Raw genomic sequence first — 25,864 nt, 5'->3', positions numbered from 1 at the left:
CAGTTTTTAAAATTTTAAGTTTATATCTAGTTTTCAAGCACTTTATTGAAATTTGATCTATGCACTGTCTAGCGAGCTTTCAGTTAATTTGAGATCAAATCTTCATATTGCTTACTAAGTTTGTATTTCCTTCCTCTATTGGAAAAATCTACAATCTTGATAAACCCCATTTCCACCCACTTTTTACAAAGTTGCGCACTGGTACGAGGCTTAAAATTAAATAGTTCGCCAACCTGACTAGCTGTAATAGCGGAAAACTCCTGGAAGAGCTCAAGAGCTTTGCGTTGTTTAGGATCAAGCTTACGTATAAGATCAGTCTGATCAGCGTGGTATTCTTCTTCATTTATACGTTGTAAAACGTTCTCAAATGAATTTGCCATACCTTCTACGAAATACTCCACCCACTTAGTGATATCTGCTTCAGCTCGTCCCATATAATAATTGTGCGATGGACCTACACTGATTGCCTCATAATAAGCTCCTAGATTCTTAGCATAATATTCTTCCAATGAATAAAGCCCTTTTAGGTCATATCCACCAAGGTGTAAAATTAATGTAGTCAACAATCTTGCAGTACGACCATTACCGTCATAGTAAGGGTGAATTGTTACAAATTGATAATGAGCAATACCTGCAATAATTGGGCAAGGCACTTGCTCACTGTCACGAATCCAATCAATCATACTGCTCATGAGCTTTGGTACATCCTTTGCTTCAGGGGGCATATAAATTATTGCACGTGTACGGCTATCACGAATAACGTTTTGACCATCACAATAAGAGGTTGGCTTCACTTTAGATTTTCCACTCGCCATTACTAGGGCATGAAGCGTTTGAATGGCTTTCTCAGTAATAGGGATCGTTCTCGCTGCCCATTGTTCAACTTGGGTTAAAGCTGCATAATATCCTTTAACCTCATTTTCATCTCTCCTATATTTTGGAAAGTGGCTTTTACCACTTAAAACCTCTTCAATCTGTTTAGGCTCAAGTCGATTTCCTTCAATCATAGTAGAATAGTGTGTGGTATAAAGCCGTGCAGTTTCACGAAGGGACGAGAGCATCGATACAGTGAGTGGCAAATGTAACACTTTTTCTTTTGCTGCTTCAATCCTCATAAGGCAATTAGCAATTTTAGAAGTAATCGTATAATTTGGCATCGGCATAATATCTGCATTACATTACTTCTATATTATGCTGATAAAATGCAGATAATACAACATTTACACAACGCCGACCATAAACAGCAATAAATTCGGCTGATTGAGAAAGAAGTTTGTCTTGTAGAATAGCTATTTCTTTTTCTCTGCCAATTATTGGTTCACTCATATGTTTATTCCGCGGAAAATTATACACAGCGGAAACAACTTAAATCTACGCTCCGCGCGCCTCTGCTACCAAGTCTCCTGATGAACTTTGTGGTAATGTGCTTGAGTTTCATTGTGCGTAAAGTTTGTACTTGCAGCAAAATTGGCTATAAAATACACTTGATATAAATGTTTTTATATATTAACATTAAATGCTTCTTTTAATATATAGATAAATGTGTACTAAAAGTTTTATATTGTAGGTTCTTTAATAAGTATATGTCTAGAATATCGTTTTTATTGATTCTTATACTGGCAGTAGCAAGTTTACCAGTAATAAACAATTGGCTTTCACACCGCGGTCAAACCCTAACCGATGACCAAATAAGTACGAGATTAGATGATTATATCAGTAGAAATTTTGATAAGATCATAAAAACTCTCAAAGAGGAGTCGATTAAAAGTAGTTACGCTGCTCGAGATAATGTAACCAAAAGTAAAATTTCACAATACAAGGATCAAATATTTGACCTTACTTATCCTTACTCCGGAAATGAAAATAGTAGTGTTATAGCTGTAGGCTTCCTTGACTATTCTTGTGGACATTGCAAAGCTATAAAGAATGATATAAAGCAGTTAATTAACGACGGCAAAATTAAGTATATCTTTAGGGATGCTCCAATACTTGGTAACGCTTCTTTAAAGGCAGCAAAAAGTGCTTTAGCTGTCTATTTTCTCGATAAAGAAAAATATTTCGATTTTCACCATGCTGCTTTAAGTCACAAAGGAGAATTTTCAGACGAAAGCATATTGGATATAGTGAAAAACATAGGGATTGATGAGGACGATTTTAATGATTCCATAAAAGATAACGCGGACAAAATTGAGCAAATGATAAACAACAGTAGGCTTCTAGTAAGAGATTTGGGAGTAGGTGGTACACCTTTTTTAATAATTGGAGATAGCCTGTTTGTAGGAGCAACTGATTTGAATGTATTACGCAAAAAAGTAGATGAATTAAGTCACAAGCAAGGCTAGTTACAGTTTGCCATAAAATTTTATTTTTTTTGCTTGACAACTCAAATGAACCTGAGTATAGTAACTGTGGGTGTGACAGCAGTTTAACTCAGTGGTCTCATCCACTTTCCATAGCGTCATTTACTATGTGAAATGCTTTCAAATTACAACATTTTCTTCAACCAAACTATCTTAATTTTACTTTCACAGGAGGACATATGTCATTCACAGAAATTAGATTTCCAGAAAATATATCTTATGGTTCCACTGGAGGACCGGAATTTTCCACTGACGTTGTAACAACTCACAATGGTTGTGAACAGCGCAACATCAATTGGTCTCATGCACGCACTAGATACAACATAGCTTACGGGGTCAGATCAAACGAGCAACTACTAGAACTAATAACATTTTTTCATGCACGAAAAGGTAAAGCAATAGGGTTTCGTTTTAAGGATTGGTCGGATTTTATAGCCATCAGCCAAGAGATTGGTATAGGAGATAACAAAAAAACGACTTTTCAGCTAATCAAAACTTATGTAAGTGGGGAAGATAAGCATATACGCATGATCAAAAAGCCAGTACATGGGACAGTAAAGATTTATTTAAATGGTAAAGAAGAGAGTGAATATTCAGTAAATTATTCAACGGGAGAAATAACATTTATGAAGCCACCAGTAAAAGATGCGATAATCACTGCGAGCTTCGAATTTGATGTGCCCGTACGCTTTGATACAGATTACTTAAACGCTTCGATTGATGACTATGGAAGCAATAGCTGGAATAACATTCCACTAATAGAGGTGAAATTTTAGCTGTAAGCAAGCATAGATCTACATCATAGTAGGGCTACCATAAATTGAAAAAATTAAGCACCACTGAGGCTCTATATTTAAATGAGCCTTAGTATATGCAATTATTTTAAACTTTATCACCAGCTATATACTACAATGTTGCTGAGCTTTGCTAACATTTACACTTGAAGCTTGGGGAGATTCTAACTCAGTGCTTTTTTCTTCCTGCAAAATAGAAAGCTTCAACAACTCCTTTAGAGTTGATTTTGCAAGTGTTGTATCATCTTTGTTTAAGATGTAGTCTAGCATGTTGTTTTTCTGTAAGCGATTAACAAAATATCTATCTTCCTCATTAAGAACCTCTATCTTGTTAATACAAGATAATACTAAATCCGAGCTCTTTATTGCTAAAATTCCATTTACGAAAATATCTAATTTTGTTTTGTCTTCAGTCAAGTCTCTAGCTAACCTATTTCTGATGTTATCATTATCAAGCACAGTGTACTCGAGGTACGAGCAAGGCTCAATAAGTATAAAGTCCTCTAAAGGCACTAGTTCTGGATAGGTGCCAGCGTAATCAAGTATGCCACACTCAGTAATACACCCTCCTTTTCTTATAACACAGCAATTGAGACGACCATGATACATTGATAACAAAGAAAAAAGACGTATTATACTTGTACCTCTATCTTTCATTTCCTCGAAAAGCTTCCTATCATTTATTAATTTGTGCAAAATGTAATCCATAGCAGGACCTGGTTTGCGGAAATGAAACATATTATTCTCTTCAAAAATGGCCTCAGCTAATTCGATAGATTCTTTATCCTCATCTGCGAAAGCTTTTTCATTTCTATTTAACTGTATGATCTCAGCTTTGCTATCTCTGCGTAGACCAGTTCTCCTTATTAACATCTCAAATATTTTTGTATTCATATATATCCTATATTAATTAAAGTAAATATTAATAATGTTTACTTTTTAAATAAAAATAAATGAAAATTTTAATAAAAATTAATTTTTTTTTAATAGAATAAAAATCTTTTATATTTGCTTGAGTACCAAAAGGGCTTTATTGGTGTAATGCGTTTTCTATTGCGCCTGGCCGCAGCGCGTGATGCAACCGGATTCAAGTGTCAGCTACTTTTATAGCACCACTTCTGCTTCAATAACTGTAAATACTAAGCGATCTGTCTTAAAATCTCCTCTTGTTGCTGAGCATGTACACTAGCATAACCACATGCAGGAGATGCAGCAGCAAGTCTTGCAATGCACTTAGGTCTTTTTGCTTGGATATCGAGATTGGACAACACTTCTTCTATCAATGGGTTGACAAAAAACCATCCTCCCATATTTTTTGGTTCTTCTTGACACCATATAATTTCAGCGTTTTTGTACTTTTCAAGTTCATTACTTAGTTTATCTGCAGGAAACGGATAGAATTGCTCCAAACGTATTACTGCTATATCGTTTATTTTTTGTGCTTCACATATGTCGTAATAAACTTTACCACTGCATATTACAACTTTACGTATTTTATCATTCGAAACTAAACCTGTTCTACATTCTGGAATTACTGTGAGGAATTTTCCTTCAAAATCAGATAGGTTAGATACTGCTCTTTTGTGGCGCAGTAGCGATTTAGGTGTAAACACTACCAGAGGCTTACGAAAGTCTCTATGCATTTGTCTGCGTAAGACATGGAAGTAATTCGCCGGAGTGGAACAATTAACTACCTGCATATTATCTTCTGCGCAGAGTTGCAAAAATCTCTCTATACGCGCGGAGCTATGCTCAGGTCCCTGTCCTTCATAACCATGAGGCAGCAACAAAACTAGACCGCTTGATCGCAACCACTTTGTTTCTGCAGATGCGATAAACTGGTCAATCATAATTTGCGCACCGTTTGCAAAATCACCAAATTGTCCTTCCCAGAGCACCAGTGAATACGGGGAATCAAGGCTATATCCATATTCAAAGCCCATTACAGCATACTCTGATAAAGCGCTATCTATGACCTCAAAGTAAGCTTGCTTTTCATTTATATTGTTTAGCGGAATAAACGCTTCTTCCGTTACCTGATCAACAAGCCTTGAATGACGGTGCGAAAAAGTTCCACGACCAGAGTCTTGTCCTGATAAACGCACTCCTATTCCTTCTGTGAGCAGTGATGCAAACGCAAAACTTTCGGCAGTTGCCCAGTCTATATTACTACCGGAATTTATACTGTCTATTCTGCCATCAAGTATTTTTCTAACCTTATTGTTAATGTTAAAGCTACTTGGGATATTGCTATTTATATGCACACCTAATTTTTTCAACTCATCTGGCGGAACACCAGAATCTGTATAGTATTCGCTCAAATCGTTCAACTTTGCCCTTCTTAATTTTGACCACACTCCACAAAACCAGTCAGCTTTTTTTGGAGTGTAAGTCACTGATTCAGCAAGACTTTTATCTAATTTTGCCCTGAACTCACTGCGCAATTTATTTACCTCATCACCACTTGATACTTTCTCTGCGATCACCTTCTCTTCATACAGTGTTCCTAGAGTTTTATGCTTTGATATCGCCTTATACATAAGTGGCTGAGTGAAATTCGGTTCATCGCCTTCATTATGGCCGTATTTGCGGTAGCATATTATGTCAATCACTACGTCCTTTTTAAATTTCTGCCTATATTCCATCGCCAAATTCGCAACAAAACTCACAACTTCAGGGTTATCTCCATTAACGTGAAACACTGGAGCTTCTATTGATTTTGCTATGTCAGTGCAATAAAAAGAAGATCGTGCGCAGCATGGGTTAGCAGTAAAACCAACTTGGTTATTAATGACAATGTGCACAATGCCATCCACCTTATAACCTTCAATATTGCTTAAGGTTAGAGTTTCAGCAACCACTCCTTGGCCGATGAAAGCCGCATCACCATGAATTGATATGCCAAGCACAGATCTTATATTCTGTTTTGCTCTTATTCTTCCAGCCAAAACCGGATTTACCGCTTCAAGGTGAGATGGATTAGGGCATAAACTTAAATGTATTTTTTTGCCACTGGCAAGTGCTCGATCAGAAGAATAACCAAGGTGATATTTAACATCACCAGACACCTCAAGACCACTTGGGTATGCAAGGTTGCCTTGAAATTCAGACAGCATTGCTGCATATTCTTTGCCCATAACTTTGGTTAGAACATTGAGTCGTCCGCGATGAGCCATACCAAGAACTACTTCTTCAATACCATAACCAGCGGAATCACTAATAATTTTTTCAATTGCAACAATAGCTGATTCTCCACCCTCAATAGAGAAGCGTTTATATCCAGGAAATTTCATATGGAGAAATTGTTCGAACATTTCAGATTCAATTAAGTGCCTCAGTATTTCCTTTTTATCTTGTGAACTCAGCGTATAGGTTTGATTTTCAATTTTTTCTTGCAGCCACATTCTCTCTTCATAAGAGGAGATATGCATAAATTCAAAGCCGATATTCTTGCAGTAAATATCTCTATAGATTTCAGCGTCACGTGCTGGGGATAAATTTGAATATTTTTGATAATCTATTTCTTGATTTTCATTTGGTGATAGCGGGTTAAGGTCTGCAAAAAAATGACCGTAGGACCTAAAGAAATTTGCCAAATCAGAAGCCGAATCATCCGTCTTGGTTACATGCTGCGGACTGCAGGTCTCCGTTTTCTTAACTTCTAAATTACTTGAAAAAATTCTGTTCCAATCTTCCCCGATTGATTTATCGCCCTGCAGATAACGGCTATACATTTCTTCCACAAATTCTGCATTATCACCATAAAGGCAGCTTAAACTCGACATAATCACTATAAAAAGTATCAAATACTTATAAGTATAACTTAAGTTTTTTAAAAAAGAACTTTTTTAGTTTCTATACGTCATACCGCCGCGGTATCTCTTAACATAGATCCCGCTAACACGTAGCGGGATGACGATTGTCAGGGTGTCATCCCAGTGCGTGACACTGGTTCACTCTATAATGGCAGCGCCCCTATGGTGTCATCCCAGTGCCCAGACTACTTGGATCCAGAAAAAAGAATGGTGTCATCCGAGTAGCTGACACTGGGATCCAGAAGACTTAATTTCAACCAAGTGGCTGCATAATAAAGGCTAGATCCCAGTGTCACGCACTGGGATGACAAGGTATAAACCTTATCGTCACGCCGCCACGAACCGTCATACCGCGATTCATTCGCGGTATCTCAGCCGCTAACAAGAGATCCCGCTAACAAGCAGCGGGATGACGAGCTTATCGTCACGCCGCCACGAACTGTCATACCGCGATTCATTCGCGGTATCTCAGCCGCTAACAAGTAGCAGAATGACAGCAGTCCTACGTCATACCGCCGCGGTATCTCTAGATCCCGCTAACAAGCAGCGGGATGACGAGCTTATCGTCACGCTGCCACGAACCGTCATACCGCCGCGGCGCTAACAAGAGATCCCGCTAACACGTAGCGGGATGACGGTTGTCGTTTAGCTATAAACATTAAGAAATTTACTAAGCGAAAAAAAAGGCAAAAGAAGCCCCGTGGTTGGCTAATTACTTACATTATACTTTCAAGTATGGCGTTTTTTTATTCTAAACGCTTAATAACCGCGATTTAGCTGCTTTTTAATGCAACTAACCTTTAGTCATAAATGTTTAAGAAATTTACTAAACAGAAAAAAAGACAAAAGAAACCCTAGGGTAGCTAATTATTCACTATCCATTTTTTAAGTTGGCGTTTTTTTATGTTTTAAATGCTTTATAAGCGCATTTTAGCTTATATTAGGTAAAAACCTAGAATTTTATAAAGACATAAGGTGCACATAGTGCAAAAAATTAAACATGAGACGCCAGATTCGTGAGTTTTTTTGTCATTTAATCTGTACAGAGAAGATAAATAAATAGCTTCACTTTCATGATAAGGGGGCTGACGGAGTTTGTCAAGGAAGTTTTTTCGTTTCTATGAGCTACTTGGATGACGAGAAAGGAGCACTTACATATTTATGGCAACCTCATTACCTACGCTCAAAAAGTTTTTCAATATCACTGAGTTTCATTTCTATATAAGTTGGTCTTCCGTGGTTGCATTGCCCGGAATATGGGGTTTTTTCCATTTGTCTCAGCAGCTCATTCATTTCATCTAACCTCATTTTTCTACCCGCTCTAATTGATCCATGACAAGCGATAGTGGCCAATATTTTGTTCACTTTATCTTCTACTGGCAATGTATCTTCTATTTCCGTTAATCTATCAATTATGTTAATTAGCATCTCTTTCACATCTATTGCTCCCAAAATTGCAGGGATTTCTTTTACTATCACTTTATTCTCTGATTTGATTTCAATATCAAAACCCATTTCAAATAACTTATCTTTATAGATTTCAATCATCTCCATTCCAGCTTGATTTTTGATTTCAACCGTTTCAGGAAGAAGTAGTTTTTGTCTTTTTACATTTGATTTTTGTTTTAAGCATTCATATACTAGCCTTTCGTGGGCTGCATGCTGGTCGACTATAATCAATTTGTCTCTTACCTCGGCAATAATGTAAGTATTATAGACCTGACAGCGTGCAAACCCGAGCGGGTGGCTCTCTATCAAATCAACTTGCTCTAACACCTTTTTTTCTAGAACCATAGTCTCCGCTTGTGATGGTAATTTCTGTATGCCGGTATAATCAAACGATTTTGACTGTTCTGATAAGCTTTTTACTCTTTCATTTGGAGAAGCAAATTCTTTTATTAGTTGATTTTCAAAAGGACTTGGCCTTCTTTCATTTTGAACATTAGGTTTATCAAAAGGATCTGGCAATGTTGAATCCATTTTCTGGTCATGCGCTGGAAAGGTGCCTATCCTTCTTGACAATGCTTTAATTAATCCTCTTGTCATTATCTCATATATGAGCTTCTTATTCTGAAACCTTACTTCTGACTTATTTGGATGCACACTTACATCTACTTGATCATAAGGTATCTCTAAATGTAACGCTGCGAAAGGATACCTATCGCTTGGAATAAAATCATGATATGCATACCTAACTGCGCCAATAAGTAGATTATCTTTGATTGGCCTTCCATTAACAAACGTATAGATCTGAGTGGACTTACCACGATTGACGGTCGGTTTACAGATGTGTCCCGTAAGTTTAATGCCGTCTTCTTCTTCATTAATCTCCAGAGAACTGCCCTGAAATTCTTCTTCTACTTCACACAATCTATGAAATAACGAAGTCTGCTTAGCGTATTTTAAGAGCTTTTTATTACCTGAAGTGAGAGTAAACCCTATATGATAGTTAATCATTGCTAGGTTGTTTACAATATCAACAATGCTTTGAGTTTCTGCTCTTTCAGTTTTTAGAAATTTTAGTCTATTTGGAGTGGCAAAAAATAAATCTCGTACTTCAATATGTGTCCCTTGTGATAAAGAGTAAGGAGTTTGCTCCCCTATTTTCTCTCCACCCTCATAACTTATAGACCATGCTTCATTTGCTTCTCTTGCCTTAGACGATAATTTTATCCTACTTACTGCTGCTATTGAAGGCAGAGCTTCTCCTCTAAAGCCAAGATGCTTGATTTCTATCAACTCATTGTCGCTCAATTTTGAAGTAGCATGGCGCATAAACGCAAGTTCTAAATCGTTTTTTTCTACTCCGTTACCATCATCTGTCACAATAATAAGGTTACGCCCACCACTTTCTATTTTAATCTCTATTTCTAAACTTCCAGCATCTATTGCATTTTCCACTAATTCCTTTACTACACTTGCTGGCCTTTCTATCACCTCCCCCGCTGCTATACGGTTTATGGTTTTTGTGTCTAAAAGAATTATTGCCATAGATTTATTATGAAACTGGTTTCTCTTTTACTTCTTTGGTCTGTTTCTCTCTCCACTTTTTTAACCTACCTGCAATTTCACTGTTGGAAATTGACAATATAGATACGGCAGTAATGGCAGCATTATATGCTCCATTTTCTCCTATAGACATGGTTGCAACTGGAACACCCTTTGGCATTTGAACTATAGAGAGTAGGCTGTCCAGCCCATTTAATTGTTTACTATGCACAGGAACACCGATAACTGGTAAACAAGTTAGTGACGCAACCATACCAGGTAAATGAGCTGCACCTCCTGCACCAGCTATAATAACCTTAAAACCTTCTTCTTGTGCAGATTTAGCAAAATTGAAGAGCCTTTCTGGCGTTCTATGTGCAGATATTATGAATATGTCATGTGAAGCTTCTAATGCTTTTAACATATCAACGGTATGGACCATAGTGGTGTAATCTGACTCACTTCCCATAATAACAGCAACATCTTTTTTTATTTTTGTCATATTCAACACAATTTTACTTACTAACTAAATAATGTTCCAGCTAAAAAGCAACAAATATTTAAATTATATTATAAATATAATATATAGAATTCTCGTTAAAATAGAAATTTTAAAAATTTAAATAAATATTTATATTAAGATATAGAGATATAAACTTCTTATGTAAGATAAATTTATAAAATAATTATTTTTGTATTTCAAGCTTTGTAATCTTAGCTTGTTCTTTCTATAAATGGTTTTTTCAGATAGACTGATGGTAAAATGGTAATTTAAAATTACTAGAAATTTGATAAAAATATTAATATATAATCAACTTAAAGTTTTAAATATTGATATCATATAATTATTGACAAGTTACATGATATTAATATCTTGGTATATTAAATATTATGTTATAATATTTAATAAAGTTAATTGATATGTGAGTGTAAGAATTATGGAAATAATATCGTTAAATAACTTAGACAGTGCAGGAATAAAAACAAAGTTGCTTTATATAATAAATAAAATTGTAGAAAAAAATGCTTGGACTCAGGCTTTTGCAGCTGAGAAACTTGGTATTGATCAGCCAAAGGTATCGCAAATTAAAAATGGTAAAATAGATGGTTTTTCTTTAGAGCGATTGTTAGGATTTCTAAAAAAACTTGATCATGAGATAACAATCACGATGACAGAAAGCCAAGAAATAAAATCTGAGGCAGAAAAAGTAAAACATGAAGTTGAATCGCAATAGATACAAAGTTGACAACTTGTTTTTTGTGATATAGTATAAAACTTATTAAGGTAGTATCTTATGGCTGAGTCTATTGTAGAAAAGTGTATAGAACGGGTAAGTAACCGTTTCAAATTGGTTCTGTTGGCAAGTCAAAGAACACATGATTTAAATACAGGGGCAAGTAATCCAATTCAAGCAGCTAAGTTTAAAGGTCATAAAAATACCATAGTTTCCTTACATGAAATAGCAGGAAAACAGGTGGATACTCATGAGCTGTTTAGCCTTTTGGTAGGTAGATGCAAGGAATACATGAAAGGAAATATGAATAATGTTTACAGCAGTAATACAAGTAAGCTAGCGAATTTATTAAATTTTTCTGATAACACAGATCTTGATGCAAGTCAAGAAAGCCAAGATTATGAAGTGGATGGTGAAATAGATGATGAAATAAATGATCAAGATGGCGATGAAGAAGTATCCGTTTAGAAATCTACTGAAGTCACATAGTCTTTAAATGATTTGCATTGCTATCTATACACTGTTGTTCTGTATGAGTGTAATGTTGTGTTGCATAGTGTCTAAGTCAAATGATGTGTACAATAAGGTTTTAGCGTTCAATAATTTCTCAACGCAAGTAGTTGTACTTATAACAGCAATATCAATCATTCTGAATAATTTTTTTTTAATTGATATAGCATTGTTGTATGCTAGCGTTAGCTTTATATCAACTATAGCACTAATGAGATTAATGTTGTTTTGATAATTTATGATAGGATCCATTTTCATATTTTTAGGTATTTGTTTGATAATTATTTCAAATATAGGGGTGATCAGATTTCCTGATTTCTATACTAGGTTAAATGCAGCAGGTATTACAGATTCTAGCGGTGCAACGTTATTGTTAATTGGTTTTGCTTTGCAGAATGGATTTTCAATCAATACTGTTAAAATAGTATTATTAATTTTTATAATATGGGTAGCTAACTCAACTAATAGCTATATTTTAGCGCGCACTCATTATAAAGTTAAGAAAAAAACTGTTAAAGAAGGCTAAGGTGTTAGAAATATTAAATGTAGTGTTACTTTTGTTGTTACTAACAGTTACGGTTTTTATAGTTTTCTCGCGACATTTAGTCGTAAGTGCTGTTCTAATGTGTGTATTTAGTTCACTGATTGCGCTTATATACTTAATTATGAATGCACCTGATGTTGCAATTACTGAAGCTTCTGTTGGTGCGGGGCTCAGTACAGTTTTTACGTTTGCAGCACTCTCCTTGATAAAGAATCATAAAGTAAATCTATCTCATAACCCTATAACGCTTTTTTTTATGTTATTTCTGGCTGTATGTTTGTCATATTTTATGATTCAATTGCCAGATTTTGGCAGCCACAATGCTCCGATCCACTTGCATGTTGCTCCTTATTATGTGGAAAATACCGAAAAAGCTACCGGTATTCCTAATATAGTGACAGCTATTTTGGCAAGCTTTCGTGGTTATGACACGTTTGGAGAAACTATAGTAGTTTTTACTGCTGCGGTTTGTATAACGTTGATATTAAAAGAAGAAAAAGAAAATGATTAAAGATCCGATATTAAATGCAGTAACATTTTTGATGATACCTTTTATCATTTTATTTGGTTTATACATACAATTTCACGGTGATTACACTCCGGGTGGAGGTTTTCAAGCAGGAATAATTATTGCCTCCGGGATAATATTATATTCAATGCTATTTGGTGTATCTACAACTCTAAAAGCAATACCTTATTCTGTGATTAGATTGACTAACGTGTTAGGTATTTTAATTTATGGAGGAACGGGCGTTGCAACAACTTTACTTGGCCAAAATTTTTTATCTTATGATATCTTGTTAACCAATAATAGAACCGGTCAAAAATTAGGTATTTTTTTGGTGGAATTAGGTGTAGCATTTACTGTCTGCTCCTCTATGTTAATTATATATATAAATTTTGCTCGTAGGAAAAAACAATGACTTTATATAATTATACGATTATTATTGTATTAATGGTGCTAGGTTTATATATTATTATAAACGATAAAAATTTAATCAAGAAAATGATAGGGGTAAGCGTCTTCCAAGCATCTGTTTTGTTATTTTACATATCTCTAGGATATATAAAAAGTTCCTTGCCTCCTATATTGGTTTTAAATTTTTATTCATATAGCAATCCTATACCCCATGTTTTAATGCTTACTGCTATAGTGGTTGGAATTGCAACATTTTCAGTTGGATTATCCATAGCAGTAAAAATGGAAGAAAAGTATGGAACAATTGATTAAGACAAGTGTACATAAATTAACAGTATCTTAAACTATATGAAGTAACAAATAGCCACAAGTTAAAAGTAAAATTATAGACTTGCTCGTTGTAAGTTTGTTTGTTAATAAGAAATAAAATTATAAACTATAAAGGTAATGATGTCAACTATTAATGATGCAGAAGATAAGAAAAAAATTATCAAAGATCTGGTAACTAAGAGTATAAAAAAGGGTGGTTTTATCACCTTTGATGATATAAATGATAAATTATCAGATGAAAATTTTTCGTCTGACTTTATAGATGATGCTATATCTTTATTGCAGGATTCCGGAATTAATGTGCTTGAAAGTAGCGAAGATGAAGAAGATATTCCTTCCAACAGTGATGATAGTAAACTTGATGATGATGACACATCGCCAAATGTTACTGCAACTTTAGTACAAAATGATGATCCAGTGAGGATTTATTTACAAGACATGAGCTCCGTAAAGCTTTTATCAAGGGCAGATGAAATCGAGATAGCAAAAAAAATTGAATCTGAAAAGCATAACATGTTACGCGCAATAATTGAAACATCAGTAACATTAAAGGTGATAAAAGTATGGCGTGATGATTTAAGTAATGGAGCTCTCTTACTGAGAGAAATTATAGATCTGGATGCAATTTATAACTCTGATTTTAATGTGGTACCCAAAGAAGAAAGTGAAGAGAGTGAAGAAAGTGCTGAAGATGTTGAGGATTCTGAGGATGTTTCTGAAGATGCTGAGTACTGTAGTGATGATGAGAAAGATAGTAAAAAAAGTGATGATGAGAAAGACGGTAATAATGAAGATATAAGTTCAGTCAATTTAAATGTTTCTATTCTTGAAATGGAAAGTGACTTATTGCCAAAGGTCATAGTTGCATTGGATGAGATAATTACTTTAACAAATGAAGCGTTGATATTAAGAAAAAATTCTAAAAATTTCTCTAATGAGCTAGAAAATTTGTATAATCAAATATGGTCTATAGCATTACAAATTAAGTTAAGTGATGCTGCTGTTGCCAGAATTACACAAGAACTTTATAAGATAAATAGATCCATTACGCTTGAAGAGGCTAATCTTATTGCTGAGGCTAGAAAATACGATATCGATAGAGAAAGTTTCTATAAAGTTTATGATGACGTGCTTTTAAAGCACGAATTGAAAAAGATAAGTCTTTTAAAGATCAATGAAAATCAGTCCTCTTTTACAGGTGAATTAAAAAACAAATTTTTAAGGTTTATAGACGATAACTCTGAACATATAGCTAGTACCTTGAACGGTATTAAGCAGCATATACAGGAAGATAACGTACAAGAATTTAAGGAGCTAATCAAGAGAATACAAAAACACGAACGAGAAGTCTCTGAAGCAAAGCAAGAAATGATTAAGGCTAACTTAAGGCTAGTAGTTTCCATTGCTAAGAAGTATTCAAAAAGAGGCCTTGATCTGCTTGATTTGATACAAGAAGGCAATATTGGTCTTATGAAGGCCGTGGATAAGTTTGATTACAAACGTGGATATAAATTTTCAACTTATGGCACTTGGTGGGTAAGACAATCAATCACTAGAGCAATACCTGAGCAGTCTAAAGTAGTTAGAATACCAGTTCATATGGTGGAAATTATCAGTAAAATCAACAGAGCATTAAGAAAGATGACTCATGAGATGGGAAGAGAGCCGACGTTAGAGGAATTGAGTGTAGAACTGACAATGCCACTGGAAAGAATACGCAAAGTTATGAAAATAGCAAGAGATCCAGTAAGTCTTGAAGCTCCAACAGGAAAAGATGATAGTAGTACCTTTGGTGATTGTATAGAAGACAAGCGAGTCTCCAGGCCAGAGGATGCTGCAATACTTGCTGACTTGCGTGGCATTACAACCAATGTCCTTGCAACTTTAACACCAAAGGAAGAAAGAATTTTAAGAATGCGTTTTGGCCTTGGTAAAGATGGGAAGGAACATACCTTAGAAGAAGTAGGAAAAATTTTTAATGTAACACGTGAGAGAATTAGGCAAATAGAGGCAAAAGCACTGCGCAAGTTGAAACATCCAAGCCGTGCTAGAAAACTTAGAGGGTTCTTTTAAGTATACGTGTCAAGTTAAGAAGAAGCTGATTTTGCCCGGAAAAAGTGGAGAGCAAGTTAGGCCAAAGTTGTATAATTTCACCGCTATTTTTCTTTTTCTATGAATCTAATGAAACAACATGCTAATCTACGGTAAATATTATGACAAACAAAAATGACAATTCTAATTCAAAGTATAGAAATTTTTATGTTCTGGGTGATAGCTTATCCGATAATGGCGCAATCATTGGAATTTTAAATAATTTATCCTTTGCAAAAAGCGTAAAATTTGATGATCCTTTTTATCAAGGAAGATCTTTTAGCAATGGCCCTACTGCTGTTGAATATATAGCAAAATATTTAGATTTAGATGAATTTAAACCTGGGTGGAGTTATTCATTTTTTGGGAGATGCCACGAACAGCAAGGTCAGAATTACGCAGTTTCATATGCAACAGCATCTGAAATTTTTGACCCTATTTTTTCTTATTTCTTCAATAAATTTCGTTTAGCTAACCAGCTAGATGCGGTAATTAAACATCATCCAGATATAGGTAAAGAAGATTTATTTTGCATCATAATCGGCGGAAATGATGTTATGGTTGCCACTGCTTATGACGATACTAAAGCGGAAGAAGTATTGGAACAAGCAGTGAGTGAAATATGTAATGCACTTAAGGTTCTAAATGAACATGGTGTTAAGCATGTAGTTGTTGCAAATGCACCTGAAGTTGGCTCAATACCAGCTTTTAATAGAGATGAAGAAGCAAGGGAACTAGCTACAAAGCTCACGGAGAGTTTCAATGCAAAACTGGCTAAAGGCTTAGATTATATGAAGAAAAGTACAAATCTTGAAATAAAAGCATTTGATCTTAACTCTAAAATGAGAAGTATGTTTAGCGAATACAAGAGCAAAGGTTTAAATTGTCAAGATGCATGCACATCGAACATTGCAGACCAAGTTGGGAGATTTAAAGAAAATATAAAAATACTCTTAAAGTTGATATTTAAAGGGGAACTTGACGTTCACTATAACCCTGGGTGTAGCAAAGAAACACTAAAGGATTATTTCTTTTTTGATTATTTCCATCCAACTGCGGAACTTCATCATGAAGTTGGTAATGAAGTGTATGAGTTGATTTGACACAGTTTTTTGAACATATCCTTTTAAATAGTAACCAGACTGCATTCTGTGATTTTTAGCAAAACACGATCTTTCATTTGAGCTTTCTTCAATTTAAAATAAATACAGAAAATTGCTGCCTATAGCTAAACTGACTTAGATTTACCGATAATTTGAAAAACCGTCATCCCGCTACTATATAGTTATTGATATATATTTTCTTTTAAGCTCTTGGTTTTGATCGATAAATGTAATCATTTCATCTTCTAAAGTTTTAATTTGATTACGTAAAATTGCAAGAAGTTCCTCTATTTGTTTGATTATAGATGTATCAGTTACCTGTTGGATTTGGGTTTTTTGTATTTTTGCTATTTCTACAAGTTGGTTTCTACGAGATAATTTTTGTTTCAAGCAATCAATATTACCATTACTAACTGTTAAAGGAGTAACACGCATATCTGTATTATTAATATAACGTGAGATGATACTGCAGTCTATTTTATCAGTTTTTGTAGTAATACCAAGGCTTTTAGCATAGTCTCTCCCACCTTGGTTGAATGACGTACACCTCAAAACCATTGCTTAGTAAAGTATAGGCACATAATTTTTCGTATCCACCAGTTGCCTCAAGACCAATTTTGGTTACATTATGCAAACGTAAAAAGTCCAGCATTTCATCAATGGATTGTACATTGTTTTCAAATATTTTATAATGCTCAAGTGGGTGAATGTGGAGATCTAATTTACTTTTGCTAACATCAATGCCAGCAATAATGTTTGATGAATTCATAATTCCTCCGTAATAATAACATATACTGCATTTTCCAGCCTTATATACGAGCCTAAAAGCTCAATCAGTTGTTCGGAACTTTCAGTATAATAAACCAGAGAAGAGAACCTTGCTGAACAACGATTCTTATAATCAAGGGGCGTGACGATTCCTCTTCTCTGTGTGTCTTTAATCTCACTACTTTGATATTTATAAAGACTTGTTCTTAACATATAAGGGAAGTGTCCTCTAGGTGAGATTGTGGAGCATTCGTTGCAGCATTTGGCTGTTCAATTACGCTAGTTGATTCTTTAGGTATACTATTTCCTTCAAAATTTCCATCTTTTTATTATGTTCTCTTTAGCATTTTGAGAGTGAATTATTCTAGTTTTGATATTTAAACGTTTTGTATCTGCTGTAATGATTTCACTTCCAGTTTGCTATTCTTTACATATTGAATTGCAAGCACTAACGCTTTACTTCCGGAAGCTGTGGTGCTGTAAGCTATATTTTGCAAAATAGCAGTTCTCCTGATATCTTTGCTGTCTGAGACTGACTTTACACCTTTTGAAGTATTAATCACTAGATTTATTTTTCCATCTTTGAGCATATCAACTATGTGGGGTCTGCCTTCTCTTACTTTATTTACAGCTTGTGCAGCAATGCCGTTATTGTTCAGATACGAAGCTGTGCCTTTGGTGGCATATATTTCAAAACTCAGTTCTTTCAACATTCGTGCAACTGGCAATATATACTTTTTATCATCATCTTTTACTGAAACCAGAGCTGTTCCTTCTGTTGGTAACTTGTATCCTGCAGCCATGTGCGTTTTTGCAAGTGCAGCTTCAAATGATGAGTCAATTCCCATCACTTCTCCTGTTGATTTCATTTCAGGACCAAGTAAAGTATCAACTCCTGCAAAGCGGGTAAATGGAAAAACAGCAGCTTTAACTGCAAAATGATTGAAAGGCTTGTTTTCCTGATTCAATTTTTTACCCAAAATAACTTGAGTGGCAAGCTTTGCAATAGGAATATTGATTACCTTGGAAATAAAAGGAACGGTTCTACTAGCTCGTAAATTTACTTCAAGTATGTATACATCACTAGACCTCTTGCATAACTCGATTTCTGAAGGCAATTTTGTCGTCAAAGCTTGTCTGCGCTCCTCAAATACATTCGAGTATTCTGTGGTACTCATCTGCACTTTTCCTAAAAATTTCTCATCACAAACAGGTTCTGCAAGAGGTCTATTCTCTTGAACAGCAAACTGAATGTTTATCAGACCTTTCACTTTTAATGCTAATGCTATTCTTTCAGTTTGTAGCTTAATCTCTTTTATTACTTCGTCACTCAATGTATTTGTCGGTATTGAGCATGTTGAATCACCAGAGTGGATACCAGCTTCTTCAATATGCTCCATGACCGCTGCAATGAAAACTTTTTCCCCATCACATACAGCATCAACATCAACCTCAACTGCATTGACTAAAAATTTATCAAGAAGCAGCGAACCATGCTCAAAGATTTTAGTTTGATCCAAGACGTACTCTTTAAAGCTCTGAGTATCGTGTCTAATCGACATAGACTGACCGCCGAGGACATATGATGGCCTGACTACTAGTGGAAACCCCACCTTTTCTGCGTTGGTTAACGCTTCTTCTACTGAATGGCAGATAGAACTTTCAGGTTGTTTTAAATTAAGTTGCAAAGCAAGATTTTTAAATCTCATGCGATCTTCTGCAAGGTCAATAGAATCAAACGAAGTTCCCAGAATTTTGAAACCTCTCTCGTTAAGCACTTTGGCTAACTTTAAAGGTGTTTGACCACCTATTTGAACTATCACACCAACCAGTGTGCCATTTTCTTGCTCTTTACTTAGTATTTCAAGCACATCCTCTGCAATCAGTGGGGCGAAATATAAACGATCAGCAGTATCGTAGTCAGTTGAGACAGTTTCTGGATTACAGTTGATCATTATTGTTTCATACCCCATTTCTTTGGCGGCAGAAGCTGCATGTACGCATGCATAATCAAACTCAATACCTTGACCAATGCGGTTTGGACCACTTCCTAAGATGACAACCTTTTCTCGGTCAGAAATGTCCGCTTCGCATTCTGTCCTATTTGTAATGTCTCCCTCATAGCAGCCATACATATAAGCAGTGCTCGATTCAAATTCAGCCGCACAGGTGTCTACACGTTTATAAACTGGATGAATGCCAAATTTTTTCCTTATTTCCTCAATTTGTTTTACTCGATCTCCAGCGTATAACGCTGGCTGGATCCCAGTGTCACGCACTGGGATGACATTAGAGGGTACTGGGATGACAGAGGTAGATCTATTACTTAACTTTGCCAACCTTGCATCCGAGAATCCCATCTTTTTTAGTTCTAATATTTCATATGCAGTTCCAGGAAGGCCATTTTCCTTGATTTTTTGTTCAGCCAAGATGATTTGCTGTATATTTTGCAGAAACCATAAGTCATATCCTGTAATCGAATTTATTTCTTCTATGCTAATTCCGTGGCGCATTGCGTCAGCAGCAATCAGTAATCTGTTTGGTAGCAATTTTGCTAATTGAGATTTTATGTGATCAATATCAATGTTCTCAGGAAATACTTCATCAAGTCCTGTAAAATCAGTTTCAAGTGAACGGAAAGCTTTCTGTAGTGACTCATTAAAAGTGCGGCCTATAGACATCACTTCTCCCACTGATTTCATGGAGGTTGATAATTCACAATTCGTCCCCTTAAATTTCTCAAACTCAAATCGAGGAATTTTAGTGACGATATAATCAATCACTGGTTCGAATGCTGCTGGTATTATTGGAGCGCAGTCGTTACGTATTTCATCGAGCGAATAGCCGATAGCAAGTTTGGTTACAACTTTTGCAATAGGATAGCCTGTTGCTTTCGAAGCAAGTGCAGAGGAGCGAGAAACCCTTGGATTCATTTCAATTACAACGAGGCTTCCATCTTCTTTAGGGTTCACTGCAAACTGAACATTTGCACCACCGGCACTAACGTCAATTTCCCTCAGCACTGCTATAGATGCATTTCTCATTTGTTGATATTCAGCATCACGCAGAGTCAAAGCAGGAGCAACAGTTATGCTATCCCCAGTGTGCACTCCCATCGGATCAACATTTTCTATCGAACAGACTATTATGCAGTTATCTTTACAATCGCGGATAACTTCCATTTCATATTCTTTCCAGCCGATAATTGATTCATCTATCTGAACTTCATTTATTGGCGAAATTTTGAGAGCACTTTCTGCGATATTGAAAAACTCCTCTTTATTATATGCTATACCACTACCTGCGCCACCAAGAGTGAATGATGAACGAATGATTGCTGGTAATCCAACGTAATCCAAAGCCTTTTTTATTTGTTCTTGATTTTTTATAATGATACTTTTGGGGTATTTCAGTCCTATTCTATCCATGGACTGGCGGAATAACTCTCTATCCTCTGCTTTTTTTATTGCTTCTCTATTTACCCCTATTAATTCTACGTTGTATTTGTCTAACACTCCATCATCTGCAAGTTTTATTGCACAATTGAGCGCTGTTTGCCCGCCCATTGTTGGCAATATTGCGTCTGGCCTCTCCTTAATTATAATTTTCTCTATGATTTCAGGCAGTACCGGCTCAATATACGTCGCATCAGAAAACTCAGGATCTGTCATTATAGTTGCGGGGTTGGAGTTAACCAAAATGACTTTATAACCTTCGCTTTTTAATACTTTACAGCTTTGCGTTCCGGAATAATCAAACTCGCATGCCTGACCTATAACTATTGGGCCTGCTCCTATTACTAATATAGATTCTATATCTGTGCGTTTCGGCATAATTACAATAACGGTCTCTATTCAAGTAATGTTACCAATCTTTCCTGTATATGTGAATTTTTATTAAACCTATTAGCTAATTACTTTTAGGCTTGACGCATAACTGTACGAACATTGCAATTTGCGTGGCAGATTCCAGTGCTTGACACACAGCTGTACAAACATTCATTTTTGAAGGTAAATTGCACAGCAAATGATGTCTTTCAAGTAGCTGACACTGGTTCCTTTATGACGGCAGTGCCCAGAGGTGTCATCCCAGTCTGGGATCCAGAAAACTTAACTTTAAATAAGTGGCTGCATAATAAAGACTAGATTCCAGACTGGAATGACACCATAGAGGCACTGGGATGACATCCTTCCTAGTGGAGATTACTCTCAAATCACAATGTTCATACAGTTGTGGGCTTAACGGTATCTTTGCAGATACTATGGTAATTTATTCGGGAGATTTGCTGAGCGGTAAGATTTTTCCTGATATGCTGCAGTCTTCAGAAGCTAATTCCACAAATTTATCTGTTAGTTTATCAGGCGACACCAATTCAGATCCAGGAAATGCCTGCTCACTACCCACAGGTCCTTCCGTGTATACAGCATTTACACATAATTTTGTATGTTTTGTCTCAGATGCATATATTTGCACCATTATTTCTAGTGCAACTTTACTTGCAGCATACGGCATCCAATATGGATAAGAGGAAGGAGAAAGTGTCACTTCTGAGGTCATGAATATCGCTCTTCCAGCATTAGACTTTTTTAGCATTGGATCTAAGTTTTTTAGTAAGTACCAATTGGCAGTAAAATTTGTATTCATTACGTTCTGTAGCTCTTCAATCTCACAGTCATGAATGGGGTTCAGTTTGCCTAAAATTCCAGCACACGCAACTAATATATCAAGTGCTCCAGATTCTGATAATTTCAGGCTTTCTATCATGTTTGTCAGTATCTTTACATTCTCAAAGTCTAAAAGATCAAGCTGAATTAGTTTCACAGAGCCTTCTTTAAATTCTTCAAGCTCTTCAATTTCATTATATAGTGGCTTGAGATTATCAAGAGATCTTGAAATCAGAATCACACATGCACCTTCTCTTATAAACCTTTTTGCAACAGCAGAGCCTACTCCACCTGAAGCTCCGGTGATTAAAGCTACTTTACCTTCTAACTTACCCATTTCTTTCTCCTTAGCGAGATCCATTGAAATATTTTAGCTGAAAATTGAATTTTGCTCCATATATAAAAATCAAACTTAGCATATAAAAAAATAGTAATGACACTACCACACCACCTAAACTTCCATATATCAAATCCAGTTGGTCAAAGGAAGCTTTTAAGTATTGCTTAAAAGCTGAAGCAGAAATCGTCCAAAGAATAACAGCTACACAAGATCCAGGAAATACGTCTGATAAATTTTGTTTTATGTTTGGTAACATAAAATATAGCCAAGAGACTACTGTGAAAAGTACAAATTCAATAAGTAAATACCTAGTATAACTTAGCCCCTGATAGGAAAAATCAATTAGCATTGGTACTAGTGTAGAAAACACTATAGTTAGAGTTATAATAAGCGTGATTACTAAAAATTGTAATATACTTAGTACTCTTCTTAATATATAAGGCGGCGAAACCGGAACTTTATAGGCCTTATTGAGTATTGTTCTAAGCCCTTCAATTGTCGATGAAGCGGTCCAAACAGCACCTACAATTGCTAAAGTTAGTAAGCTTTGCGGCGGGCCTGATATTATCTCCCTAATACGCGGCATCAAAGATGATAAAATATCCTGTGGCATGTTATCAATGATAAATACCCAGCCAATGTTGTACTGGTCTAAAAAATTTGCGAATGTTGACGCCACAGCCATTAAAACGATGAGAAAAGGAAATATTGATAACAGAATTAAAAATGATAAATACCCTGCATGCTCCACTCCATCATTATAAATTGTGTCAATCAAAGCACGATAAAGACAATAAACGATGCTGTAAAATTTCTGTAGCACTGTAATATAAACGAACCAAGAAAAGTATTCTAAATGAAATAAAGGATACTTTTAAGCAAAAAAATCCTCACCATTTACTTAAATTTAATCAAAATGGTAGATAATCCAGCATTAAATAGAAATTATCGGAGGCGTAATGAAAAATTTTCTTCTACTTGTGGCGTTAATTCTCTCCTTTGCGTTTGATGCAAATGCTAATACTTTTGTTGATAAAAATGATACAACATCATCAGTGATATGCAAGATAATAGGCTATACTCATGGCATAGGTGGACCAATGATCACAATAGTGATAATTGGTGCAGCGTTGCTTGCAATATTCGGTAGAATGCCGTGGCCAGCGCTTTTTGCACTCGGTGCGTTCACTGCTGTGTTTTTTGGCGCTCCTGTAGTCGTTTCAAAAATAACACCAGGAGGTGTGATTTGTAAAGACGGTGTAGTAACCGAATAAGTAATAGAAATTATTGGAGGCATAATGAAAAATTTTCTTCTACTAGTGGCGTTAATTCTCTTCTTTGCATTTGATAATGCTTTTGCTAGCAGTGTTACTGATGACGCAACGTCAAATACAATATGCAAAATAGTAGGCTATACTCACGGCATAGGTGGACCGATGATCACAATAGTAATAATTGGTGCAGCGTTGCTTGCAATATTTGGCAGAATGCCGTGGCCAGCACTTTTTGCACTCGGTGCATTTACTGCTGTATTTTTTGGTGCACCTGTAGTTGTTTCAAAAATAGTACCAGGCGGTGTGATTTGTAAAAATGGTGCAACTGCTTGCCCTGATGGTAAAACATGGGATACAACAAATAATGTATGTAAATAGGTACTAAATTTAGAAAAACATTAGCTGAATGGTGCTTCTTAAAGGAGCACCATTATTCCACAATTGTATAAATGTTGTCCAAGTGAATAACACTGAGATCCGGGAATTTTTATAAACTGATAGGATGACAAATTTACTAGAATCCTCACCATTTACTTAAATTTAATCAAAGCGATAGATAATCAAACATGAAACAGAAATTATAGGAGGCGTAATGAAAAATTTTCTTCTACTTGTGGCGTTAATTCTCTCCTTTGCGTTTGATGCAAATGCTAATACTATAGTACTTCCCAAAGTAAATGATAAAGGTATAATAAGCTATTTGAGTTATAATGGCGTATAGTGTGGATTTAAGGGAAAGGGCAGTATCGATGATAGAAAAAGGGAAGTCAAAGGTTGAGGTGGCAGAGCTTTTGGAGATAGGAATAGCAACTCTGTACCGCTGGTTAAGAAAGAAAGCCGCTGGTGAAAGCCTAAGGCCATCGAAAAACGGCAGCTTTATTCGAAAAATAGACCCAAAAATACTCGAAGAATATGTTAAAAAGAATCCAGATCATACGCTGGCAGAGATGAAACAAAATCTTGGATTTGGAATAAATTCAATTTGGTATAGGCTGAAACAGCTAAGAATTACTTTAAAAAAAAGTTACACTATATCAAGAGCGCAATCAAGAAGATAGGCAGCGATTTACCGATAAAATCTCAAAAATAGACCATTCCAGCATCTTATATATAGATGAAGCAGGAGTTGATAATAGGTTATACCGAGAGTATGGACGTGCTCCAATAGGAAAGAAAATTTATGCAGATATTCCAGGAAGAAAACGAGAGAGAATCAGTATAATAGGCGGGTGGATTGGAAAGAGATTTATTGCACCAATGACTTTCAAAGGTGGGTGTGACAAAGAGGTATTCAATACATGGTTAGAGAAGATGTTATTACCTAAATTGCCACATGGTACTACAATAGTTATGGACAATGCCACATTCCATAAAACTCCCAAAACAAAGGAGTTAATAGATAATGCTAGATGCCGTTTGCTCTATCTACCAACATATTCACCAGATTTGAACCCTATAGAGCATTGTTGGAATACCATCAAAAGCCGCCTCAGACCTTTAATGCATAAATATACAGACTTACAACTTTTGGTTGGTAATACCATAATGGAAATTTATCATTCATTTTAGAAAATACTATACTTCTTGTGCATTACCATCTTCTACAGCTAGGAATAATTGTTCTTCCTGTGTTTTTACGCGTGTTTCCACATTAGATATAAAAAATAACAATACTAAACATGCAATACCAATAATGCTAATATATTTTATAATTTTTCTCATAAGATATTTTACAATGCTTCTAATAATATTAGATATCATCTATAAAATTAAAAAATCCATGAAAGGGGATGAAAATATGTAAAAAAGTATTATTGATTAATTAAAAACAGATTTTGATTTGATAATACTAATAAAATCGATTTATCTTAAATTTACGTTGATTTTTACCTGTTATTTTTTGTAGTTTATCCAACGTAAATTCCAGGTAAAACAAAGTCGTTATCTCCAACCGTTACAACCAACTCTCCTTCTTTAATTTTTATTTGATTAGGTGTATGGTCCCATACCATCACACTCTGGGATCATACACCTAAAGTACTCCGACACTGGGATGACACCCCGGGGTTTCTGGGATGACAAAAAAGAGCCCCCTGAGCAAAAATCTTATAGCCACTTGAATGATAATT

29 protein-coding genes are annotated in these 25,864 nt (G+C 35.5%); 17 read left to right on the top strand and 12 right to left on the bottom strand.

Annotated features, from left to right (window positions below; all coding sequences use genetic code 11):
• Window positions 1-83 precede the first annotated feature (83 nt).
• A complete protein-coding gene (locus tag AAGD62_RS02585; protein WP_341812762.1) occupies window positions 84-1,115 on the bottom strand; it encodes a Fic family protein in 1,032 nt (343 codons plus the stop codon).
• 58 nt (window positions 1,116-1,173) lie between these two features.
• Complete coding sequence (locus tag AAGD62_RS02580) at window positions 1,174-1,326, bottom strand: hypothetical protein (RefSeq protein WP_196770130.1); 153 nt, start codon at window positions 1,324-1,326, stop codon at window positions 1,174-1,176.
• A gap of 257 nt (window positions 1,327-1,583) precedes the next feature.
• Between AAGD62_RS02580 and AAGD62_RS02575 the strand changes: the two genes are divergently transcribed.
• Together AAGD62_RS02575 and AAGD62_RS02570 are read left to right on the top strand one after the other, a co-directional pair.
• Window positions 1,584-2,342 (top strand): DsbA family protein, encoded by a 759-nt coding sequence (locus tag AAGD62_RS02575; protein ID WP_155969511.1) that lies wholly within the window; start codon window positions 1,584-1,586, stop codon window positions 2,340-2,342.
• Window positions 2,343-2,539: 197 nt separating this feature from the next.
• Window positions 2,540-3,136, top strand: coding sequence for a TIGR02217 family protein (locus AAGD62_RS02570; RefSeq protein WP_155969509.1), 597 nt, complete (start codon window positions 2,540-2,542; stop codon window positions 3,134-3,136).
• Between the two features lie 123 nt (window positions 3,137-3,259).
• Here the strand turns inward: AAGD62_RS02570 and AAGD62_RS02565 are convergent, their stop codons facing one another.
• The 4 genes from AAGD62_RS02565 to purE all read right to left on the bottom strand — a co-directional run bounded on the left by AAGD62_RS02565 (window position 3,260) and on the right by purE (window position 10,459).
• On the bottom strand, window positions 3,260-4,048 hold the full coding sequence (locus AAGD62_RS02565; RefSeq protein WP_155969507.1) for a hypothetical protein: 789 nt from the start codon (window positions 4,046-4,048) through the stop codon (window positions 3,260-3,262).
• Between the two features lie 245 nt (window positions 4,049-4,293).
• The gene (locus AAGD62_RS02560; RefSeq protein ID WP_213863651.1) at window positions 4,294-6,939 is read right to left on the bottom strand and encodes a 2-oxoglutarate dehydrogenase E1 component; all 2,646 of its coding nucleotides are present in this window, start codon (window positions 6,937-6,939) and stop codon (window positions 4,294-4,296) included.
• Between the two features lie 1,203 nt (window positions 6,940-8,142).
• Window positions 8,143-9,960: a DNA mismatch repair endonuclease MutL gene (gene mutL, locus AAGD62_RS02555; protein ID WP_155969503.1), complete on the bottom strand. Its 1,818-nt coding sequence runs from the start codon at window positions 9,958-9,960 to the stop codon at window positions 8,143-8,145.
• Window positions 9,961-9,967: 7 nt separating this feature from the next.
• The gene (gene purE, locus AAGD62_RS02550) at window positions 9,968-10,459 is read right to left on the bottom strand and encodes a 5-(carboxyamino)imidazole ribonucleotide mutase (protein WP_196770129.1); all 492 of its coding nucleotides are present in this window, start codon (window positions 10,457-10,459) and stop codon (window positions 9,968-9,970) included.
• A gap of 436 nt (window positions 10,460-10,895) precedes the next feature.
• On the opposite strand from purE, the gene AAGD62_RS02545 reads away from it, so the two are divergent.
• The 9 genes from AAGD62_RS02545 (at window position 10,896) to AAGD62_RS02505 (ending at window position 16,689) form a co-directional block, all read left to right on the top strand.
• Entirely contained in the window at window positions 10,896-11,192 is a 297-nt protein-coding gene (locus AAGD62_RS02545; protein WP_012673420.1) for a helix-turn-helix domain-containing protein, read from the top strand.
• Between the two features lie 60 nt (window positions 11,193-11,252).
• Window positions 11,253-11,660 carry a DNA-directed RNA polymerase subunit omega gene (rpoZ, locus tag AAGD62_RS02540; protein WP_007548528.1) on the top strand — a complete coding sequence of 136 codons (408 nt, stop codon included), beginning with the start codon at window positions 11,253-11,255 and terminating at the stop codon, window positions 11,658-11,660.
• 28 nt (window positions 11,661-11,688) lie between these two features.
• Complete coding sequence (locus AAGD62_RS02535; RefSeq protein WP_007548527.1) at window positions 11,689-11,934, top strand: monovalent cation/H+ antiporter complex subunit F; 246 nt, start codon at window positions 11,689-11,691, stop codon at window positions 11,932-11,934.
• Between the two features lie 6 nt (window positions 11,935-11,940).
• Complete coding sequence (gene mnhG, locus AAGD62_RS02530; protein ID WP_155969497.1) at window positions 11,941-12,228, top strand: monovalent cation/H(+) antiporter subunit G; 288 nt, start codon at window positions 11,941-11,943, stop codon at window positions 12,226-12,228.
• Between the two features lies 1 nt (window position 12,229).
• Window positions 12,230-12,757 (top strand): DUF4040 domain-containing protein, encoded by a 528-nt coding sequence (locus AAGD62_RS02525; RefSeq protein ID WP_155969494.1) that lies wholly within the window; start codon window positions 12,230-12,232, stop codon window positions 12,755-12,757.
• The gene (locus AAGD62_RS02520; RefSeq protein WP_006279705.1) at window positions 12,750-13,169 is read left to right on the top strand and encodes a Na(+)/H(+) antiporter subunit B; all 420 of its coding nucleotides are present in this window, start codon (window positions 12,750-12,752) and stop codon (window positions 13,167-13,169) included. Before AAGD62_RS02525 ends, AAGD62_RS02520 begins: the two co-directional genes overlap by 8 nt.
• On the top strand, window positions 13,166-13,477 hold the full coding sequence (locus tag AAGD62_RS02515) for a cation:proton antiporter subunit C (protein WP_155969490.1): 312 nt from the start codon (window positions 13,166-13,168) through the stop codon (window positions 13,475-13,477). Before AAGD62_RS02520 ends, AAGD62_RS02515 begins: the two co-directional genes overlap by 4 nt.
• 138 nt (window positions 13,478-13,615) lie before the next feature.
• Window positions 13,616-15,568: an RNA polymerase sigma factor RpoD gene (gene rpoD, locus AAGD62_RS02510; protein ID WP_012673419.1), complete on the top strand. Its 1,953-nt coding sequence runs from the start codon at window positions 13,616-13,618 to the stop codon at window positions 15,566-15,568.
• Window positions 15,569-15,708: 140 nt separating this feature from the next.
• Complete coding sequence (locus tag AAGD62_RS02505; RefSeq protein WP_010082050.1) at window positions 15,709-16,689, top strand: SGNH/GDSL hydrolase family protein; 981 nt, start codon at window positions 15,709-15,711, stop codon at window positions 16,687-16,689.
• A gap of 174 nt (window positions 16,690-16,863) precedes the next feature.
• Here the strand turns inward: AAGD62_RS02505 and AAGD62_RS02500 are convergent, their stop codons facing one another.
• From AAGD62_RS02500 to carB, 3 genes are all read right to left on the bottom strand, one after another.
• Entirely contained in the window at window positions 16,864-17,124 is a 261-nt protein-coding gene (locus AAGD62_RS02500) for a hypothetical protein (protein ID WP_007548520.1), read from the bottom strand.
• Between the two features lie 73 nt (window positions 17,125-17,197).
• Window positions 17,198-17,458 (bottom strand): IS110 family transposase, encoded by a 261-nt coding sequence (locus AAGD62_RS02495; RefSeq protein WP_010082049.1) that lies wholly within the window; start codon window positions 17,456-17,458, stop codon window positions 17,198-17,200.
• 376 nt (window positions 17,459-17,834) lie between these two features.
• A complete protein-coding gene (carB, locus tag AAGD62_RS02490; protein WP_155969488.1) occupies window positions 17,835-21,290 on the bottom strand; it encodes a carbamoyl-phosphate synthase large subunit in 3,456 nt (1,151 codons plus the stop codon).
• Window positions 21,291-21,428: 138 nt separating this feature from the next.
• Between carB and AAGD62_RS02485 the strand changes: the two genes are divergently transcribed.
• Entirely contained in the window at window positions 21,429-21,602 is a 174-nt protein-coding gene (locus AAGD62_RS02485) for a hypothetical protein (RefSeq protein WP_231115856.1), read from the top strand.
• A 124-nt stretch (window positions 21,603-21,726) separates the two neighbouring features.
• On the opposite strand, the gene AAGD62_RS02480 is transcribed toward AAGD62_RS02485, so the two are convergent.
• Together AAGD62_RS02480 and AAGD62_RS02475 are read right to left on the bottom strand one after the other, a co-directional pair.
• Window positions 21,727-22,482, bottom strand: a complete 756-nt coding sequence (locus AAGD62_RS02480; RefSeq protein ID WP_012673418.1) for an SDR family oxidoreductase — start codon at window positions 22,480-22,482, stop codon at window positions 21,727-21,729.
• Window positions 22,469-23,284, bottom strand: coding sequence for a YihY/virulence factor BrkB family protein (locus tag AAGD62_RS02475; protein ID WP_155969484.1), 816 nt, complete (start codon window positions 23,282-23,284; stop codon window positions 22,469-22,471). Before AAGD62_RS02475 ends, AAGD62_RS02480 begins: the two co-directional genes overlap by 14 nt.
• A 136-nt stretch (window positions 23,285-23,420) precedes the next feature.
• On the opposite strand from AAGD62_RS02475, the gene AAGD62_RS02470 reads away from it, so the two are divergent.
• From AAGD62_RS02470 to AAGD62_RS02450, 5 genes are all read left to right on the top strand, one after another.
• Window positions 23,421-23,735: a TrbC/VirB2 family protein gene (locus AAGD62_RS02470; protein ID WP_155969482.1), complete on the top strand. Its 315-nt coding sequence runs from the start codon at window positions 23,421-23,423 to the stop codon at window positions 23,733-23,735.
• A 24-nt stretch (window positions 23,736-23,759) separates the two neighbouring features.
• Window positions 23,760-24,113 (top strand): TrbC/VirB2 family protein, encoded by a 354-nt coding sequence (locus AAGD62_RS02465; protein ID WP_155969480.1) that lies wholly within the window; start codon window positions 23,760-23,762, stop codon window positions 24,111-24,113.
• A 214-nt stretch (window positions 24,114-24,327) separates the two neighbouring features.
• Window positions 24,328-24,456 carry a hypothetical protein gene (locus AAGD62_RS02460; protein ID WP_265032044.1) on the top strand — a complete coding sequence of 43 codons (129 nt, stop codon included), beginning with the start codon at window positions 24,328-24,330 and terminating at the stop codon, window positions 24,454-24,456.
• Window positions 24,446-24,793 (top strand): IS630 transposase-related protein, encoded by a 348-nt coding sequence (locus AAGD62_RS02455; RefSeq protein WP_155968342.1) that lies wholly within the window; start codon window positions 24,446-24,448, stop codon window positions 24,791-24,793. The genes AAGD62_RS02460 and AAGD62_RS02455 overlap by 11 nt, the downstream gene beginning before the upstream one ends.
• A gap of 19 nt (window positions 24,794-24,812) precedes the next feature.
• Window positions 24,813-25,304 (top strand): IS630 family transposase, encoded by a 492-nt coding sequence (locus AAGD62_RS02450; protein WP_155968340.1) that lies wholly within the window; start codon window positions 24,813-24,815, stop codon window positions 25,302-25,304.
• Window positions 25,305-25,310: 6 nt separating this feature from the next.
• Here AAGD62_RS02450 and AAGD62_RS02445 read toward each other — a convergent pair whose 3' ends face one another.
• Window positions 25,311-25,457: a hypothetical protein gene (locus AAGD62_RS02445; protein WP_231115817.1), complete on the bottom strand. Its 147-nt coding sequence runs from the start codon at window positions 25,455-25,457 to the stop codon at window positions 25,311-25,313.
• Window positions 25,458-25,864 lie beyond the last annotated feature (407 nt).

The organism is Wolbachia endosymbiont (group A) of Eristalinus aeneus (assembly GCF_964026915.1).
GTDB classification, from domain to species: Bacteria; Pseudomonadota; Alphaproteobacteria; order Rickettsiales; family Anaplasmataceae; genus Wolbachia; species Wolbachia pipientis.
Note: the sequence above shows the minus strand (reverse complement) of the source record. Positions and strands in the feature narration are given on the sequence as shown.

What these genes read in the sequence shown, in the direction of transcription:
- AAGD62_RS02585 (WP_341812762.1), bottom strand. Translation starts at nt 1,115, where the DNA reads ATGAGGATTGAAGCAGCAAAAGAAAAAGTGTTACATTTGCCACTCACT.
- AAGD62_RS02580 (WP_196770130.1), bottom strand. Translation starts at nt 1,326, where the DNA reads ATGAGTGAACCAATAATTGGCAGAGAAAAAGAAATAGCTATTCTACAA.
- AAGD62_RS02575 (WP_155969511.1), top strand. Translation starts at nt 1,584, where the DNA reads ATGTCTAGAATATCGTTTTTATTGATTCTTATACTGGCAGTAGCAAGT.
- AAGD62_RS02570 (WP_155969509.1), top strand. Translation starts at nt 2,540, where the DNA reads ATGTCATTCACAGAAATTAGATTTCCAGAAAATATATCTTATGGTTCC.
- AAGD62_RS02565 (WP_155969507.1), bottom strand. Translation starts at nt 4,048, where the DNA reads ATGAATACAAAAATATTTGAGATGTTAATAAGGAGAACTGGTCTACGC.
- AAGD62_RS02560 (WP_213863651.1), bottom strand. Translation starts at nt 6,939, where the DNA reads ATGTCGAGTTTAAGCTGCCTTTATGGTGATAATGCAGAATTTGTGGAA.
- mutL (WP_155969503.1), bottom strand. Translation starts at nt 9,960, where the DNA reads ATGGCAATAATTCTTTTAGACACAAAAACCATAAACCGTATAGCAGCG.
- purE (WP_196770129.1), bottom strand. Translation starts at nt 10,459, where the DNA reads ATGACAAAAATAAAAAAAGATGTTGCTGTTATTATGGGAAGTGAGTCA.
- AAGD62_RS02545 (WP_012673420.1), top strand. Translation starts at nt 10,896, where the DNA reads ATGGAAATAATATCGTTAAATAACTTAGACAGTGCAGGAATAAAAACA.
- rpoZ (WP_007548528.1), top strand. Translation starts at nt 11,253, where the DNA reads ATGGCTGAGTCTATTGTAGAAAAGTGTATAGAACGGGTAAGTAACCGT.
- AAGD62_RS02535 (WP_007548527.1), top strand. Translation starts at nt 11,689, where the DNA reads ATGATTTGCATTGCTATCTATACACTGTTGTTCTGTATGAGTGTAATG.
- mnhG (WP_155969497.1), top strand. Translation starts at nt 11,941, where the DNA reads ATGATAGGATCCATTTTCATATTTTTAGGTATTTGTTTGATAATTATT.
- AAGD62_RS02520 (WP_006279705.1), top strand. Translation starts at nt 12,750, where the DNA reads ATGATTAAAGATCCGATATTAAATGCAGTAACATTTTTGATGATACCT.
- AAGD62_RS02515 (WP_155969490.1), top strand. Translation starts at nt 13,166, where the DNA reads ATGACTTTATATAATTATACGATTATTATTGTATTAATGGTGCTAGGT.
- rpoD (WP_012673419.1), top strand. Translation starts at nt 13,616, where the DNA reads ATGTCAACTATTAATGATGCAGAAGATAAGAAAAAAATTATCAAAGAT.
- AAGD62_RS02505 (WP_010082050.1), top strand. Translation starts at nt 15,709, where the DNA reads ATGACAAACAAAAATGACAATTCTAATTCAAAGTATAGAAATTTTTAT.
- AAGD62_RS02500 (WP_007548520.1), bottom strand. Translation starts at nt 17,124, where the DNA reads ATGCGTGTTACTCCTTTAACAGTTAGTAATGGTAATATTGATTGCTTG.
- AAGD62_RS02495 (WP_010082049.1), bottom strand. Translation starts at nt 17,458, where the DNA reads ATGAATTCATCAAACATTATTGCTGGCATTGATGTTAGCAAAAGTAAA.
- carB (WP_155969488.1), bottom strand. Translation starts at nt 21,290, where the DNA reads ATGCCGAAACGCACAGATATAGAATCTATATTAGTAATAGGAGCAGGC.
- AAGD62_RS02480 (WP_012673418.1), bottom strand. Translation starts at nt 22,482, where the DNA reads ATGGATCTCGCTAAGGAGAAAGAAATGGGTAAGTTAGAAGGTAAAGTA.
- AAGD62_RS02470 (WP_155969482.1), top strand. Translation starts at nt 23,421, where the DNA reads ATGAAAAATTTTCTTCTACTTGTGGCGTTAATTCTCTCCTTTGCGTTT.
- AAGD62_RS02465 (WP_155969480.1), top strand. Translation starts at nt 23,760, where the DNA reads ATGAAAAATTTTCTTCTACTAGTGGCGTTAATTCTCTTCTTTGCATTT.
- AAGD62_RS02460 (WP_265032044.1), top strand. Translation starts at nt 24,328, where the DNA reads ATGAAAAATTTTCTTCTACTTGTGGCGTTAATTCTCTCCTTTGCGTTT.
- AAGD62_RS02455 (WP_155968342.1), top strand. Translation starts at nt 24,446, where the DNA reads ATGGCGTATAGTGTGGATTTAAGGGAAAGGGCAGTATCGATGATAGAA.
- AAGD62_RS02445 (WP_231115817.1), bottom strand. Translation starts at nt 25,457, where the DNA reads ATGAGAAAAATTATAAAATATATTAGCATTATTGGTATTGCATGTTTA.